The sequence below is a fragment of the Thalassobaculum sp. genome (genome assembly GCF_040219215.1).
In the GTDB taxonomy this organism is placed as follows: domain Bacteria; phylum Pseudomonadota; class Alphaproteobacteria; order Thalassobaculales; family Thalassobaculaceae; genus Thalassobaculum_A.
Window position 1 is genome coordinate 156,838 of record NZ_JAVJSX010000008.1, and the last position, 15,037, is coordinate 171,874.

The window sequence follows — 15,037 nt, forward strand, 5'->3', positions numbered from 1 at the left end:
GCGGTCAGTCGGTGTCGGGCTCTTTCCTGCCGGCAGTTTCGATCCAGTAGCCGACGCCGATTTCGGGGGACAGCGGCGACAGGCCGTTCAGCACGCCCTGCCGGCGGGCCTGCAGCAGGAGGCGTCCGATCGGCTGGAACAGGGTTTCACCACCGCCTTCGGGTGGCGGTTGCAATCGGACGCGAACGCTGCGCGGCTCGGTGAAGCGGGTGCGTTCCAGCATGCGACGCACCGATTCTTCGGCGTGGACGCGGTCAAGACCCCGCAGATCCAGCTCGTACTCGGCGTCGGCACCGGCTTCGGAAAGGCGGCGCAACAGGCGTTCCGGATCCATGCTAGTCTCCCGCTGACGGTCCGTGTGAGGTAGCGTGGCGATGCCGTCATCACAAGACGGATGTCAGCAGCGGTTCGTATTGAACCGGCACGGACAACGCCCTATCTTTGTATGGAATTCCGACGGTGTCGGCACAGCAAGAGGTTCGCAATGGATTACGATCGCAAATACATGAGCCGGGCCGATGCCGACGTCGCCCAGTACGACGTCGGTCTGCGCCAGTATATGCTCGGCGTGTACAACCACATGGTGTCGGCCTTGGCCTTTACCGGCATCGTCGCATACGCGACGACGTTGCTGGCGGTGCAGGACGGCGCGATGACGTCGTTCGGCATGGCGCTCTACGGGTCGCCGCTGAAATGGGTCGTGATGCTGGCGCCGCTTGGCATGGTGTTCCTGCTGTCGGCACGCATCAGTTCGATGTCGCTGGGCAGCGCCCGGGTATCGTTCTACGTGTTCGCGGCGCTGATGGGTCTGTCGCTGTCCTCGATCTTCCTGGTCTTTACCGGTGAGAGCGTGGCACGGGTGTTCTTCATCACCGCTGCGGCGTTCGGCGGGTTGAGCCTGTACGGCTACACCACCAAGAAGGACCTGTCGGGCTTCGGGTCGTTCCTGATCATGGGCCTGTTCGGGATCATCATCGCCTCGATCGTGAACATTTTCCTGGCGTCGTCGGCGCTGCAGTTCGCGATCTCGGTAATCGGCGTGCTGGTGTTCGCCGGGCTGACGGCCTACGACACCCAGCGCATCAAGGAGATGTACAACGAGATCGACGCTTCAGACATCGCCGGCAAGAAGGCGATCATGGGCGCGCTGTCGCTTTACCTGAACTTCATCAACATGTTCGTTCTGCTGCTGCAGCTGTTCGGCAATCGCGAGTAGCGCGGCCGACACTCTCCGGGCTCAGGGCCCCGCCGGGAAACCGGCGGGGCCTTTTGCGTTGACGCTTCCGTTGCGTCGGCACGCTTTCGGCTGACTTGATCCCTCCAAGTCTTTAGAATGCCGATGCTCAGGGTGGGGATCGGGCGAGGGCGTCGAATGTCGAAGAGTCTGTACGAGGTGCATACGCTGAAGGGGGGGCAGTGGGTCATCGATTCCACCTATCCCGACCGCGAAGCCTCGATGGAGGTCGCCAAGGCGTTGCATGGCGAGAAGCGCTTCGATGGCATCAAGGTGATCAAGGACACCTTTGACGCCAAGAGCGGCCAGGGAAAAGAGATCGTCGTCTACGACACCTCCAAGGCCCCTCGGGAAAAGGCGCCGCCGCCGCAATCGCCGGCCGCCAAGACGGCGGAAGCATCGGCCGCGGCCGCCAGCGCGGCTCCTCCTGCTGCCGCCGGCCGGGCACCGGCGAAGAAGGCGAAGAATCAGGATGTCTCGGTCGCCATCAAGGCCGTGTTGTGGCTGACGCTGATCCTGGTCGGTGGCTTGGGAGTGCTGTTCCTTATCACCAAGGCCGGCGATCTGATGGGCAAGGGATTCTGAGACGGGTGCAGACGCAGCCGCTAGCCGGGACTACGGCCAGGAAGCATCGACCCGTTGCATGCCGGCCTGCTCGAAGTAGGCGTCGTAGTCGGTCGGGGGACCGGCAAGGGCGTGTATCAGCCTTACCAGGCTGTATTGGGTGGTCGGAATAGAGACCGGTGCGTTCCAGTCCCGCGGCATTGGCAGCAGGCAGCGGTTGCGGTCGACCGACACCACGATCTCCCGAAACGACAGCCTGCCCTCGATGAAGATATCGAGGTAGCGTGTTCGTGCGTTCTCCTGCGCGAACGGGTGGCCGTCGGGCAGAACGTAGGATCCCTGTTCGACCATGCCATACGCCATGCTCAGCGCGAGGTCGGGCTTGTAGCTGAAGGCCACCAGGTGCTCGTCGGAGTCCAGGCGGTCGCGGCTTCCTTCGGCGCCGGCGATCTCGACAATGCGGTGCCGGAATGTGGGGCGGAACAGGATTGTCCAATCCTCCACCGCGCTGCCGGCGATGGTTTCCAGCAGGTCACGCAGATTCATGACGCCAGCCCGTTGTCACGTCGACTCCAGGCGCCGGTCGTGCGGATCGCGCTTCGGCCATTCCGGAACCGCCTTGCCGGTGACCTCCTGCAGAACGGTGCGGGCGTTCTCGATGATCATGCGCGACTTCGCTGAGATCCTGGGGCTGTCCTCGATAGCGGCCACGACCTCCGGCTGCGAGACGATAAGCATCAGTTCATCCAGGCTTTCGCACAAGTCGACCGAGCCGGCGATGATACGCGCATTGCCGTCCCGTTCCTCCGGCTTGCCGGCCCAGGACATGGTTCCGACCTGCCCCGGGGAGCCACCACGGCTGTAGGACCAGAGTTCGCCGTTCGGCCGGATTTTCCAAGGCCCGGAAGTATAGCGTGGCACTGCGACCTCCTTCGCTCGAGCGGTGAAATGGTATCGGGCGTCCCGGCGGTTAACAATCGGTACCCCGATCGGGAAGGCCCATGCAGCCACGTTATCATGATTCCTATTGGCCCGGACGTTTGTTACCATGCGACTTGATGCAAGGAGGGGAAGCTTTTGGTTCGACTGATTTTGGCGACGATGCTGGCTGTCTCACTGAGCGCCTGTGGTGCCGACACGCTGTTGCAGTCGTCCGACGCCCGGCGCGCGGAGATCGAAGCGGCGGTAACCGATGTGCTGCGGGCCGAAAAGGGATGGCAGACCGAGTTCATCGAACGTCGCACCGAAACCATGATGGTCGAGCAGAAGGAGAACGCCGCACGTACCCAGGAGATAGCCCTGCGTATGAAGGCGTTTGAGGATCGTCTCGACGACATCGCCCGCAAGGTTCCATCGGTTGCCGACCCGGGGTTTGGCCGGAGCCGCCCGACCGCCGCGCAAACGGCCCCGCCACCGGTTGTCGACACTGCGGAGATGGTGGCGCTCAGACGCGATCTGGATGCGATGACCGGTGCGGTCGCTCAACTGCTGGCGCAACGCGAAGGCGCGGACGCCGAAGTCCGGGCCCGGTTTGAGCGGCTCGAGCTGCGCACCAGTACTTTGGCGTGGCCCGAGTCGGATGGCAGCCGTGGCGTGCACCTCGCATCGTACAAGACTCACGAGGCCGCACTCGGCGGCTGGGAGGTTCTGCAGTCCCGCTACCGGAGCGCGTTCGGCTCGGAACCGCCGACGTTCATCGAAGTGGAGACGGTGGCCGGTCGCTTCGTTCGCCTGTTCGTCGGCGTGGGGTTGAGCGAGCGGGAAATGCTCACCATCCGGGACATCGTTCGCAGGGGCGGCGACTACGCCATGGTCCTTCCGCTTCCGTCCGTGCCGGAGAGCTGACGCCCGGCTAACGGCCTACCGGCGGCTGGCGAACGGAAGCGTGCGGTCGACACGGTTCTGCACGGCTGCAAACGGGAAGAGGATGCTGACGACGGTGCCCTGGTCGGTCTCGCTATGGATTTCGATTGTGCCGCCGTGCAGCTCCATGAAGCGACGCACCAGCGGCAGCCCGAGACCAGCTCCCTCGTAGCTGCGGCCGAGGCCGGAATGCAGCTGCGAGAACGGCTCGAACGCCGCCGAGATCTTTCCGGCCGGCATGCCGATCCCCTGGTCGATCACCTTCAGACCGGTTCCGCCCGCAGTCTCCAGGAACTCGACGATGACCTCGGAGTTCGGGTGGGAGAACTTCACCGCGTTGCCGATGACATTGAGAACGACTTGCCGGAGACGCTGTTCATCGGCATGGATCGGGGGTGCATCGAACGGAACCACGTTGCGCAGGGTGATGTTCGCCTCGTTGGCGCGCTGACGCAGCAGGCGAATGCAACTGTCGACCATGCCGTGGGCGCCGATCGCCTGGATATCGAGGTCGATCTTGCCGGCCTCAACCCGGGTGATGTCGAGGATGTCGTTGATGACGCCGAGCAGGTGCTCGCCGCTCTGCCGAATGTCCCGGGCGTAGCCGACGTATCGGGCGCTCAGCGGGCCGAAACGTTCTTCGGCCATCAGGTCCGAAAAGCCGATGACGGCGTTGAGCGGCGTCCGCAGCTCGTGGCTCATGTTGGCCAGGAACGTGCTTTTGGCATGGTTGGCAGTCTCGGCGGCGACCTTGGCGGTCTGCAGATCGCGTGCTGTCCGGCGGAGCTCGGTGATGTCGGTGTAGGTGGTGACGAACCCGCCGCCGGGCAGTGGCTGGCCGCGGACTTCGAGAACGGTGCCGTCAGGCCGGACGCGCTCGATCACGTGCGGCTCGAACCGTCGCGCGTTTGCCACGGCCTGTTCGACGACCGCGTCGACGTCCACATCGCCGTACTCACCCCGCTCGGCGTTGTAGCGCATGAAATCCTCGAAGGAGTCGCCAAGCTGGAATCGCTCCGAGGGGAAGCCGAGCAGTTCCAGGAACCGTTCGTTGAACGCGACCACCTTCAGGTTGGCGTCGACCACGCTGATCCCCTGGGTCAGGGTCTCGAAGGTCGTCTCGAGCAACGCGTTGCTTGCCGCGATTTCGCGGCGCGCGGTCACCTCGTCGGTGACGTCGGACCCGGTGCCACGGTAGCCGACGAACTCCCCGGCAACGTCGAATATGGGCTTGCCGTTGATCCGGAAGTAGCGGTTCCCACGGGTCGGATGCCGGAAGGCGTACTCGAAACCCTGGAACGCTCGACGGGCGTTCAGATCGCTCAGGTGACTGCGCCAATACTCGGTCTGTTCGACGATCGCGATGTCCGAGCGGGTCTTGCCCAGCAAGGTATGCGTCGGGGCACCGACGACCTGCGCGACACGGTCGGACAGGTAGGTGAACCGCAGCTCAGCGTCGGTCTCCCAGATCCAGTCGGCAGCCATCTCCGCCACATCGCGGAACCGCACTTCACGATCTCGGATCGCTTGCTGGGCTGCGGTCAATCGGCGATGGGTTCGGTATCCGAGCACCCCGACAAGGGCGGCCAGCACGACCCCGAAACCGGCAAGTCCCGCATACAGCATCGTCGTGATGCCGCGCGCGGCCGTCCCCAGCTCTCTCGCGAATCGGTCCTCCCAGGCGTTGAGCCGGGTATTGATCTCATCGATGGCACGAAGCGCCTCCGCGGAGTCGAACGAGGTGTCGCGATGCAGTCGCTCGGCCAAGGCCTCCAGGTTCTGAACCTCACGATCGGCTCGGCGCCAGACGTCGACGGCGGGCTTGAAGAGAGGGGCGTCGCTGAACGCGCGGAACAGCCAGGCAATGCCCGGCGTGTCGCGCGGGTGGTTCCTGCCTTCGATCAGAAACGGGTAGCTGTTCTGGATCGGAATATCGCTCTCTTCCAGGATCTCCCGGGCCACGCGATCGCTGCTCGGCACATGAATGCGCCGCCGGAAGTCGTTGTAATCCTCCTCGGAGCGGGTAACGGCGAACCGTCGCAACGCCGCCACGGCATTCAGGTGCCCGGTCGCATAGAACGTGCCGCCACTGGCGTAGCTGCGGGCAATGTTGACGGTTGCAATGCCCCCGATTCCCGCAGCAATGATGATCACAAGCATGGCCAGCATCGCTGCGATCAACGTGGCCAGAGTCCTTGTCGTCGAGATGAGCATATCGTCGTCGCCACCCTCAGTGCGTGAGGGTCACCATGCCCGAGACTCGTTGTCGAAAGGTTAAGAAACTACGAACACAAAGTGGAAATTTCTCGTAAAAGACGAGCGAATTGCTCCAGGTTCGGGTCGATGCTGCCACAGCTTCGCGAGATCAACCCGTTTCACTCACGCCCGACCGGCCAGCACTTCTGCTGCAGCCGCCAGGCCGGCGGCCTCGTCGGCTCGCCCGCCAAGGTCGCGCGTTGCCGATGCAAGGTGATGCAGGTCGGTCAGCACGTCGCCTTCGCTGACGGCGCCCATCGTCCCGATCCGGATCATGCGGTGCTTCAGGTTCTCGAACCGGGTCCCGGCAATGATGGTGTTGTAGCCGTCGGCAAGCCGGTCGATCAGCGCCGTTGCATCAATGCCGTCCGGCGTTTCCAGCACCACCACGGTGGGACTTGTCGGCGCTTTGGGGAACAGGGTGAAACCCATGGCAACCGCTCCCGCGGTCAACGCCGAAGACAGCCGGCGGTGCCGGGCCAGCGTGACATCCAGCCCTTCCTCGCCGATCATCGTCAGGGCCTCGTGCAGCGCCGTCATCATGGTGACCGGAGCGGTGTAGGTCGGCTCGCCCTTCTCGGAGTTGGGCCGGAACCGCCGGTAGTCGAAATAGCTGCGAGGGCCGCGGTCATCGCGCTGGATGGCATCCCAGGCCTTGTCGCTGACCGAGGCGAGGGCGAGGCCCGGCGGACACATCAGCGCCTTCTGCGACGCCGAGACCACGACGTCGACCTGCCAGTCGTCCTGCCTCATCTCGGCCCCGGCCAACCCGCTGACCGAGTCGACGGCGAACAGCGCCGGCGTACGGGCGACAATGGCGCCCAACGCCTTCAGATCGGTCAGAACCCCGGTGGAGCTCTCGCTGTGCACCCCGAAAACCGCGGCGTACTCCTTGGCTTTCAGCGCACGCTCCACGCCTTCGAGATCGACGGCTTCGCCGGGGCCGGTCACCACCTCGTCGACCTCGGCGCCCACGGCCTCGGCCAATCGCCGGAACACCGGTCCCCATTGGCCGTTGGTCGCGATCAGCACGCGCTTGCCAGGGCCGGCAACGTTCACGACCGCCGATTCCATCGCCCCGATCCCGGTTGCGGCGAATAGATGGGGTTCGGCGCCGGCGCGTCCGAGAATTGGCTTCAGCCGGGCCTGGATGTCGCGGAACCGCTCCAGAAATTCCGGGCCCCGATGGGCGATCATCGGACGGGCGAGGGCACGCAGGACCCGTTCGGGAACCGCGGTCGGGCCGGGAAGGCGCAGGCGGTAGGGCACGGCGTCGCCGGAGACTGGAAGGCGGGAGCTCATGTTGCGGGAACCCTCGATGGCAGGAACCGGTATCGAAGCAGGAGCCGCGGCAACGCGCAACGCCATCATGGAGCCGCGCACGAGTTCCCGGCTACAGTCGTGCCGGAAAAACTGTTCGGGCGAGGACCTTGACGATGGATCTGGGACTGAAGGGCAAGCGCGTGGTGGTGACCGGTGGTACCCGCGGCATCGGCTTCGCGATCGCGGAGGCTTGCGCTGCGGAAGGTGCGGCGGTGTCGGTTTGCGCGCGCGGAGCAGACGGGGTGGCCGCGGCGGTAGAGCGGCTCAAGTCCCATGGTGCGGCGGTGCATGGCGGCGCCTGCGATGTCGGAGATCCGGACGCGATCGCCCGCTACGTGGCGGACGCGGCGAAAGCGCTGGGCGGCATCGATGCGCTGGTCAACAACCCGTCGGGCTTCGGGTCGACCGATGACGAGGAGGGCTGGAAGCGTGGCCTCGACGTCGACCTGATGGGCGTGGTGCGCGCCACCTGGGCAGCGGCGCCGCACCTCGGGAAGTCCGGCGCCGGCGCGGTGCTCAACATCTCGTCGATCTCCGGCATCGGTCCTTCCGGCAACATCCCGTACGGTGCCGTCAAAGCGGCGGTCATCCAGCTTACCCAATCGCACGCGCTCAGCTACGCCAAGCAGCGCATCCGGGTGAACTGCATCGCGCCGGGCTCGATCGAGTTCCCGGGCGGGGTCTGGGCGCGCCGGAAGGCGGAGACGCCGGAGGTCTACAACCGGACGTTCGCCACCATCCCGTTCGGCCGCATGGGCACGCCCGAGGAAGTCGCACGGGTCGGTGCGTTCCTGTTGTCCGATGCCGCCTCGTGGGTGACCGGCCAGACGATCAGCGTGGATGGCGGCCAGAATCTGACTTGACCCCCGAAGATCATCCGCCCGGCGCGCAGTCGAGCAACGGTCCGAGTTGGCGCGTCCGGCGTTCGATGATCGCTGTGCGGCGGGCGACGTACTCGCCCGGACGGCTGGCCGACCATTTCAGCGGGCTCGGTAGAACGGCGGCCAGCCGGGCGGATTCACGATTGCTCAGCGTGGCTGCAGGCTTGCCGAAGTGGTGCTGGGCGGCCGCTTCCGCCCCGTAGATGCCGTCACCCCACTCCACGATGTTCAGGTAGACCTCCAGGATCCGCTGCTTGGACCAGACCGTTTCGATCAGCAGGGTAAGCGGAAACTCCAGCACCTTGCGCACCGCATGGCGGTCCGGCCAAAGGAACAGGTTCTTGGCGGTCTGCATGGTGATCGTCGACCCGCCGCCGGCCCGTTCGCCTTCGGAATAGGCTTCGACCGCTGCCGACAGCGATTGCCAGTCGATGCCCCAATGCTGACAGAATAGATTGTCCTCGGCGGCGATGACCGCCCGTGGCAAGCTGGGCGCAATGTCGGCCAGCGGAACCCAGCGACGGTCGATCGGCGCATCGCGCAACAGCATCAGCGGCGTGACCGGCGGCGGCAGGAACCGATAGGCCAGGACCGTCAGCACCGGCAGCGCAACGATGACCGCCAGTACCGCGAGTATCCAGCGTCGCAGCGATCGGATCATGCCAGGTGAGGTGCCCCCTTGGTCGCAGCGCTGTCGGTCGGAAAGGTTCCCGTCGTCACGCCGTTCGCGATCCCATATAAAGGTTGCGGCGGCGGTGTGCCATTCCCCGGTTGGAGTGCGTGCCGGGTGCCAGCAAGCGCACAGTGTCCAAGCCGGAGTGGCCCATGCCCATCGACGCGTTCCTGACAGGTACCAACATCGCGCTGGTCGTTCTGGCCGTCGCCATTGGCGTGCTGGTGGTCAAGGGCATCAAGATTGTCCCGCAGGGCCAGGAATGGACGGTCGAGCGGTTTGGGCGCTACGTGCGCACGCTGCCGCCGGGTCTGGGGTTGATCAATCCGCTGTTCAGCAAGGTGGGCCGCCGCATCAACATGATGGAGAACGTGCTCGACGTACCCGAACAGGACGTGATCACCCGTGACAACGCGTCGGTCACCGTCGACGCCATCGTTTTCTATCAAGTGGTTGACGCTCGGCGCGCCGCCTACGAGGTGCGCGAGCTGGAGCGCGCCCTGACCAACCTCGCGCTGACCAACATCCGCTCGGTGCTCGGCAACACCGATCTGGACGAGGCGCTGTCGTCGCGCGAGGACATGAACCGCAAGATCCTCCACACCATGGACGAGGCGACCGACCCCTGGGGCACCAAGATCACCCGGGTCGAGATCAAGGACATTTCACCGCCGCAGGACCTGCTGGACGCCATGGGCGCGCAGATGAAGGCCGAGCGCGAGAAGCGCGCGCTCATCCTGGAAGCCCAGGGGTACCGGCAGTCGCAGATCGAGCGGGCCGAAGGCGACAAGCAATCGAAGATCCTGAAGGCCGAAGGCGACCTGGAAGCCGCCCGTCGCGAGGCCGAAGCCCGCGAACGGCTGGCGGAGGCCGAAGCAAATGCCACGGAATCCGTGGCGAAGGCGATCAACAAGGGTGGCCGAGACGCGGTGAACTACTTCGTCGCCCAGAAGTACACCGAGGCGCTGGCCGAGTTCGCGCGGTCGTCGAACCAGAAGACCGTCTTCCTGCCGCTGGAGGCGTCCAGCCTGCTCGGCTCGATTGGCGGTATCCGCGAACTGCTGAGCGAGCTCGGCCCGGACAGCGGAGGGTCGGGCGCTGGCGGTTCCGGGGGGGCGCGGCCTGCTGCCCGTCGCGGCTCGGCGCCAACGATATCTCCCCCCGCGACGCCGCCGCGGAGCTGATCGAGTGGCGGAGGACAGACGCGCGTGACCGAGTTTCATCCCGAGGCCTGGCACTGGATCGCTCTCGGCCTGGTGCTTGCGCTCGGCGAGATGGTGCTGCCGACCAACGTCCTGCTGTGGTTCGGTATCGCGGGAATAGTCACCGGCCTGGTCGTGGCCTGCGTCGATCTCGGTCCCGCCTACCAGATGGTGATCTTCGCGACCCTGGCGTTCGTTTCGTACTTCCCGGTGCGCTGGGCGGCTCGACGATTCCGCGCCGGCGACGACAGCAACGCCGCGGCCCTGAACCAGCGCGGCCGTTCGGCGATCGGCCACCACGTCACGGTGATCGAGGCGATCGAGAACGGCTACGGTGCGGTGAAGGTCGGCGACAGCCGCTGGCGGGCGATGTGCGCGCAGGACCTGCCCGCCGGCACCAAGGTCGAGGTCGTTGATGTCGAGGGCGCCACGCTGAAGGTCCGGCCGTTGGTGTCCGAAGCCTGAGCGACGCCGTCTCCAGTCGCGATTTCGCCGCAGTCGCGGCATAAAGGGCGACCGGCGCCGGTCCTGGCGCCACCTGCAAACCGCTGCCGGGCCAAGCTGTGACGCGACCGATCCTGATCCCGATCTGGGCCCTGGTGTTGATGACCGCCCTGCTGGCCATCCATCGCGGCGTGTCCCATCTGGTGTACGACCAGCTTGAGGTGCAGAGCCGCGCGACACTCGACCTGTACGTCGCCACCCTGCGCGGGCAGCTCGACAAGTTCAGATCCCAGCCGGTGGTGCTGGCCGAGCATCCGGTGACACGGGAGATGTTCGAAGATCGGGGCCCGACCCCGGATGCCGTCGCGGCGGCCAACCGGCTGTATGTCCGCACCGCCCGGGTGATCGGTGCCTCGGACATCTACGTGATGGACGGGGACGGCACGACGATCGCCGCCAGCAACTGGAACGACAGTCCGACGTTCGTCGGCCAGAACTTTGCGTACCGGCCGTACTTCATCGAGGCGATGCAGGGCCGGCTGGGCCGGTTCTTCGCGCTCGGCACCACGTCCAACAAGCGCGGGTACTATTTCGCCTATCCGATCCGACGCGACGGCGAGGTGGCGGGCGTGCTGGCGGTGAAGGTCGATGTCGAGGACATGGAACGGCTCTGGCACGGCCCCAGCGACCACATGCTGGTGGTCGATGATGCCCGCATGGTCTTCATGTCCGACCGAACCGATTGGCTGTACCGGCCGACGAGCCCCCTGGTCGACAGCGATCGCGCGCGGCTGTCGCAGACCCGACGGTACGACCGGATCGACCGTACGCCCCTGCCGATCTCCGACACCGGTAAGCGTGGCGTTGAGGTCCCCATCGTCACGCTGGGTGGCGATACGCCGGGTCGGTTCCTGCGGCTGCGCCAGGACATGCCCGACGCCGGCTGGACGGCGGTGATGCTGGCCGGCACGGCCGCGGCCGAAGCCCAGATCCTGGCGGTGACCCTGATCGCCGGGGTGGCGCTGCTGGCGCTTGCCGGGGCGCTGTGGGCATCGGTGCAACGCCGCCGGGCGATGCGCGAGAAGCTGGAGCTGGAGGAGCGCAGCCGGATTGCCCTGCAGCGTGCCGCCGCCGACCTGGAACGGCGGGTAGAGGAACGGACCGCCGACCTGGCTATGGCCCAGGACGAGTTGGTCCAGGCGGAGAAGATGGCCGCGCTCGGCCAGATGCTGACCGGTCTCGGCCACGAACTGAACCAGCCGATCACCGCCATCCGTTCCTACACCGACAACACCCTGAAACTGCTCGCCGCCGGTCGGATGGAGGCGGTCCAGGCGAACCTTCAGACCATCGCCGAGGTTACCGAGCGGGCCAACCGCCTGATCCGCCACCTCAAGGCGTTCGCCCGCAAGGGCCGGCTGGCGCTCGGGCATACGCCCCTGGTGGCGGTGGTGCAGCCCGCTCTGCAACTGGTGGCCCATCAGGCGCGCGACGCCTCGGTGTCGATCCGGGTCGGCTCGGGCATTTCGGGCGCATCGGTGCGGGCCGACCCGACGCGCCTTGAACAGGTGTTCGTCAACCTGCTGACCAACGCTCTCGACGCGGTGGCTGGCGGGAGCGAGCGCTGGATCGTGCTCGACGCGGTCGATACCGGGGACGTCGTGCAGATCACCGTGGCCGACAGTGGACCGGGCGTCCCGATCGACAGCCGCGACCGCATCTTCGAGCCGATGTACACCACCAAGGAGCCGGGCGCCGGCCTGGGCCTCGGTCTGTCGATCGCCTATTCGATCATGCGCGACATGGGCGGGACGCTCACCGTTGGCGACGCGCCGGGCGGCGGAGCGGTGTTCCGGTTGACCCTGCGCACGAGCCAGGCGGAGGCGGCGGAGTGATCGAGACCGGCACGGTAATCCTGATCGACGATGATCCCGACGTGCTGCGATCCTGTGCACAGTCGCTGGAGTTGGCGGGCCTGCGGGTCGAGGCGAGCGAACGCGCCGACACGGTGGCCAACCGGCTGGGTCCCGAGACCGACGGCGTCGTCGTGACCGACATCCGCATGCCGGGCCTGGATGGCATCGGGCTGTTGCGGGCGGTGCAGGCAGCCGACCGGGACCTTCCGGTAATCCTGATGACCGGCCACGGCGACGTTCCGCTGGCGGTCGAGGCGATGCGGGCGGGCGCATACGATTTCCTGGAGAAGCCGTTCGATCCGGCGCAACTTGTTCTGACGGTCACGCACGCGCTGGAGAAGCGGCGGCTCGTCCAGGAACTGCGTGCTCTGCAGCGGCCCGCCGGCGCGGCCTCGGACCCGGCGGCGGCGATCATTGGCGCGTCGCCCCGGATCGAGGCGCTGCGCCGGCTGATCCGTTCGATCGGTCCGCGTCGGGTCGACGTACTGATTACCGGGGAGACTGGCGCCGGCAAGGAACTGGTGGCGCGTACGCTGCACCAGACCAGCGACCGGGCATCCGGCCCGTTCGTCGCGATCAATTGCGGGGCATTGCCGGAAACCCTGATCGAAAGCGAGTTGTTCGGGCACGAAGCGGGGGCTTTCACCGGCGCCCAGCGCCGCCGGATCGGCCGGTTCGAGTTTGCCAAGGGCGGCACGGTGTTCCTCGACGAGATCGAGTCGATGCCGCTGGACTCGCAGGTCCGTCTATTACGGGTGCTGCAGGAGCGCGCGATCGAGCGGGTCGGGTCCAACGTTCCGGTTCCAGTCGATGTGAGGGTCATCGCCGCGACCAAGGAAGACCTTCTTGCGAAGGCCGAGCGCGGCGGCTTCCGCGACGATCTGTACTACCGTCTTGCGGTTGCGCCGATCGCGATCCCGGCGCTGCGCGATCGACCCGAGGACATCCCGGTGCTGTTCGAGCATTTCCGTCATCGCTACGCCACCCGGCACGCGGTCGATGTCGGTCCGGTCGATCCCGGCTTGGCGGCCCGGCTGCGGGCTCATCGCTGGCCGGGCAACGTGCGGGAACTGCAACATGCCGCCGAACGGGCGGTCATCGGGCTGGATCCGCTTATGGACGGTAACCCTGACACACCCGATCCGGTATCCCGCGAAGGCCTGTCGGCTCAGGTCGACCGTTTCGAGAAAGCGGTGATCGAGGCAATGTTGTCGGAGACGGGAGGCTCGGTGACCGACGCCCATCAGCGCCTCGGAATTGGCCGAAAGACCCTCTACGAGAAGATGCAGCGCCACGGCGTCGATCCGGCTCGGTATCGCAGGCAGGAGCCATAGGCGGCTGTGTCGGTTTCCACACGATCGCCGACGCGCGTTGGGTGGAATCCCGCACGTTTTCGGATGGAAGACCGCAATGGTGCGATGCAGCAATAAAATGCTGCGAAGCGGGAAGTTTTTGTAACAAAACCCTGAAATCGTCTGTCTGAACGATCTGCGCCGTTAGCTGCCAAGTGGTACGAGGCTTGCGCTGTACCTGCCATCAGAAACGCCGGCGACATACTGCCGGTGTCGGATTCCGACGGGAGGAAACCCATGCGCAACACATTGACGGCCGCGATCGCGGCCGCCGCACTTTTGGCCGTCTCCGGCCCCGCCTACGCCAGCTGCGAGGCCGGCGAGACCGTAATCAAGTTCAGCCACGTGGTCGCCGCAAAGGGCCACCCGAAGGGCGAGGCCGCCGACCTGTTCGCCGAACGCGTCAACAAGGAGATGAACGGCAAGGTCTGCGTCGAGGTCTACCCGAACTCGCAGCTGTTCGACGACAACAAGGTGCTGGAGGCAATGCTGCTCGGCGACGTGCAGATGGCGGCTCCGTCGGTGTCGAAGATGGAAGACTACTCGCTGAAGTTCCAGGTGTTCGACCTGCCGTTCCTGTTCGACGACGTGAACGCGGTCGATCGCTTCCAGCAGTCGGCGACTGGCCAGGCGCTGCTGCGGTCGGTCGAGGACAAGGGTCTGCTCGGCCTTGGCTACTGGCATAACGGCATGAAGCAGTTGTCCGCGAAGAAGCCGCTGCTGGTGCCGGCCGACGCCAAGGGCCTGAAGTTCCGCATCCAGGCGTCCGACATCCTGCAGGCGCAGTTCGAGGCGCTCGGCTCCAGCCCGCAGAAGCTTGCTTTCAAGGAAGTCTACGGCGCGCTGCAGACCGGCGTCGTTGACGGCCAGGAGAACACCTGGTCGAACATCTACACCCAGAAGTTCTTCGAGGTTCAGGACGGCATCACCGAGACCAACCACGGCATCATCGACTACATCGTGGTGACGTCGGCTGAGTTCTGGAACGGCCTGCCGGCCGATGTCCGCACCAAGCTGACCACGATCTTCAACGAAGTGACGGCCGAGAAGAACGCGCAGTCCAATGCCATCAACGACCAGAACCGCAAGAAGATCATCGATGCCGGCAGCACGATCCGGGAACTGAACGCCGAGCAGCGTGCAGCCTGGAAGGCAGCGATGAAGCCCGTTTGGGACAAGTTCAGCGGCAACATCGGCCAGGATCTGATCCAGGCCGCGCTCTCGTCGAACGCGACCAACTAAGGCGCACGGCGACGGCGGCTCCCTCGCGAGGGAGCCGCCGTTTCCAATCAGCGGATCGCGTAGCCCGGAAGACCTGGGCAAGATCAA

The 15,037-nt window shown here is 65.7% G+C and carries 15 protein-coding genes; 9 read left to right on the forward strand and 6 right to left on the reverse strand.

Annotated elements, in window-relative coordinates:
* Positions 1-4 precede the first annotated feature (4 nt).
* Positions 5-334 (reverse strand): hypothetical protein, encoded by a 330-nt coding sequence (locus RIC54_RS06100; protein ID WP_350085412.1) that lies wholly within the window; start codon positions 332-334, stop codon positions 5-7.
* A 150-nt stretch (positions 335-484) separates the two neighbouring features.
* Between RIC54_RS06100 and RIC54_RS06105 the strand changes: the two genes are divergently transcribed.
* A complete protein-coding gene (locus tag RIC54_RS06105) occupies positions 485-1,216 on the forward strand; it encodes a Bax inhibitor-1/YccA family protein (protein WP_350085415.1) in 732 nt (243 codons plus the stop codon).
* 156 nt (positions 1,217-1,372) lie between these two features.
* On the forward strand, positions 1,373-1,819 hold the full coding sequence (locus RIC54_RS06110; protein ID WP_350085418.1) for a hypothetical protein: 447 nt from the start codon (positions 1,373-1,375) through the stop codon (positions 1,817-1,819).
* A 30-nt stretch (positions 1,820-1,849) separates the two neighbouring features.
* Here the strand turns inward: RIC54_RS06110 and RIC54_RS06115 are convergent, their stop codons facing one another.
* Together RIC54_RS06115 and RIC54_RS06120 are read right to left on the reverse strand one after the other, a co-directional pair.
* A complete protein-coding gene (locus RIC54_RS06115) occupies positions 1,850-2,344 on the reverse strand; it encodes a hypothetical protein (RefSeq protein ID WP_350085421.1) in 495 nt (164 codons plus the stop codon).
* A 15-nt stretch (positions 2,345-2,359) separates the two neighbouring features.
* Positions 2,360-2,719: a hypothetical protein gene (locus RIC54_RS06120; protein ID WP_350085424.1), complete on the reverse strand. Its 360-nt coding sequence runs from the start codon at positions 2,717-2,719 to the stop codon at positions 2,360-2,362.
* Between the two features lie 156 nt (positions 2,720-2,875).
* Between RIC54_RS06120 and RIC54_RS06125 the strand changes: the two genes are divergently transcribed.
* Positions 2,876-3,643 carry a hypothetical protein gene (locus tag RIC54_RS06125; RefSeq protein ID WP_350085427.1) on the forward strand — a complete coding sequence of 256 codons (768 nt, stop codon included), beginning with the start codon at positions 2,876-2,878 and terminating at the stop codon, positions 3,641-3,643.
* Positions 3,644-3,658: 15 nt separating this feature from the next.
* On the opposite strand, the gene RIC54_RS06130 is transcribed toward RIC54_RS06125, so the two are convergent.
* Both RIC54_RS06130 and RIC54_RS06135 read right to left on the reverse strand, forming a co-directional pair.
* A complete protein-coding gene (locus RIC54_RS06130; RefSeq protein ID WP_350150856.1) occupies positions 3,659-5,830 on the reverse strand; it encodes a PAS domain-containing sensor histidine kinase in 2,172 nt (723 codons plus the stop codon).
* A gap of 210 nt (positions 5,831-6,040) precedes the next feature.
* Positions 6,041-7,219, reverse strand: coding sequence for a pyridoxal-phosphate-dependent aminotransferase family protein (locus RIC54_RS06135; protein ID WP_350085433.1), 1,179 nt, complete (start codon positions 7,217-7,219; stop codon positions 6,041-6,043).
* Between the two features lie 134 nt (positions 7,220-7,353).
* Here RIC54_RS06135 and RIC54_RS06140 point away from each other — a divergent pair, with 134 nt between their 5' ends.
* Entirely contained in the window at positions 7,354-8,103 is a 750-nt protein-coding gene (locus tag RIC54_RS06140) for an SDR family NAD(P)-dependent oxidoreductase (RefSeq protein WP_350085436.1), read from the forward strand.
* 10 nt (positions 8,104-8,113) lie between these two features.
* Here RIC54_RS06140 and mtgA read toward each other — a convergent pair whose 3' ends face one another.
* Entirely contained in the window at positions 8,114-8,782 is a 669-nt protein-coding gene (gene mtgA / locus RIC54_RS06145; RefSeq protein WP_350085439.1) for a monofunctional biosynthetic peptidoglycan transglycosylase, read from the reverse strand.
* Positions 8,783-8,946: 164 nt separating this feature from the next.
* On the opposite strand from mtgA, the gene RIC54_RS06150 reads away from it, so the two are divergent.
* The 5 genes from RIC54_RS06150 to RIC54_RS06170 all read left to right on the forward strand — a co-directional run bounded on the left by RIC54_RS06150 (position 8,947) and on the right by RIC54_RS06170 (position 14,950).
* Positions 8,947-9,978, forward strand: coding sequence for an SPFH domain-containing protein (locus tag RIC54_RS06150; protein ID WP_350085442.1), 1,032 nt, complete (start codon positions 8,947-8,949; stop codon positions 9,976-9,978).
* Positions 9,979-10,002: 24 nt separating this feature from the next.
* Complete coding sequence (locus RIC54_RS06155) at positions 10,003-10,461, forward strand: NfeD family protein (RefSeq protein ID WP_350085445.1); 459 nt, start codon at positions 10,003-10,005, stop codon at positions 10,459-10,461.
* Between the two features lie 98 nt (positions 10,462-10,559).
* Positions 10,560-12,335, forward strand: a complete 1,776-nt coding sequence (locus RIC54_RS06160; protein WP_350085448.1) for a sensor histidine kinase — start codon at positions 10,560-10,562, stop codon at positions 12,333-12,335.
* On the forward strand, positions 12,332-13,690 hold the full coding sequence (locus tag RIC54_RS06165; RefSeq protein ID WP_350085451.1) for a sigma-54-dependent transcriptional regulator: 1,359 nt from the start codon (positions 12,332-12,334) through the stop codon (positions 13,688-13,690). The genes RIC54_RS06160 and RIC54_RS06165 overlap by 4 nt, the downstream gene beginning before the upstream one ends.
* 255 nt (positions 13,691-13,945) lie before the next feature.
* Positions 13,946-14,950 carry a TRAP transporter substrate-binding protein gene (locus tag RIC54_RS06170; protein ID WP_350085454.1) on the forward strand — a complete coding sequence of 335 codons (1,005 nt, stop codon included), beginning with the start codon at positions 13,946-13,948 and terminating at the stop codon, positions 14,948-14,950.
* Positions 14,951-15,037 lie beyond the last annotated feature (87 nt).

What these genes read in the sequence shown, in the direction of transcription:
- mtgA (WP_350085439.1), bottom strand. Translation starts at nt 8,782, where the DNA reads ATGATCCGATCGCTGCGACGCTGGATACTCGCGGTACTGGCGGTCATC.
- RIC54_RS06135 (WP_350085433.1), bottom strand. Translation starts at nt 7,219, where the DNA reads ATGAGCTCCCGCCTTCCAGTCTCCGGCGACGCCGTGCCCTACCGCCTG.
- RIC54_RS06130 (WP_350150856.1), bottom strand. Translation starts at nt 5,830, where the DNA reads ATGCTGGCCATGCTTGTGATCATCATTGCTGCGGGAATCGGGGGCATT.
- RIC54_RS06170 (WP_350085454.1), top strand. Translation starts at nt 13,946, where the DNA reads ATGCGCAACACATTGACGGCCGCGATCGCGGCCGCCGCACTTTTGGCC.
- RIC54_RS06150 (WP_350085442.1), top strand. Translation starts at nt 8,947, where the DNA reads ATGCCCATCGACGCGTTCCTGACAGGTACCAACATCGCGCTGGTCGTT.
- RIC54_RS06115 (WP_350085421.1), bottom strand. Translation starts at nt 2,344, where the DNA reads ATGAATCTGCGTGACCTGCTGGAAACCATCGCCGGCAGCGCGGTGGAG.
- RIC54_RS06140 (WP_350085436.1), top strand. Translation starts at nt 7,354, where the DNA reads ATGGATCTGGGACTGAAGGGCAAGCGCGTGGTGGTGACCGGTGGTACC.
- RIC54_RS06105 (WP_350085415.1), top strand. Translation starts at nt 485, where the DNA reads ATGGATTACGATCGCAAATACATGAGCCGGGCCGATGCCGACGTCGCC.
- RIC54_RS06100 (WP_350085412.1), bottom strand. Translation starts at nt 334, where the DNA reads ATGGATCCGGAACGCCTGTTGCGCCGCCTTTCCGAAGCCGGTGCCGAC.
- RIC54_RS06110 (WP_350085418.1), top strand. Translation starts at nt 1,373, where the DNA reads ATGTCGAAGAGTCTGTACGAGGTGCATACGCTGAAGGGGGGGCAGTGG.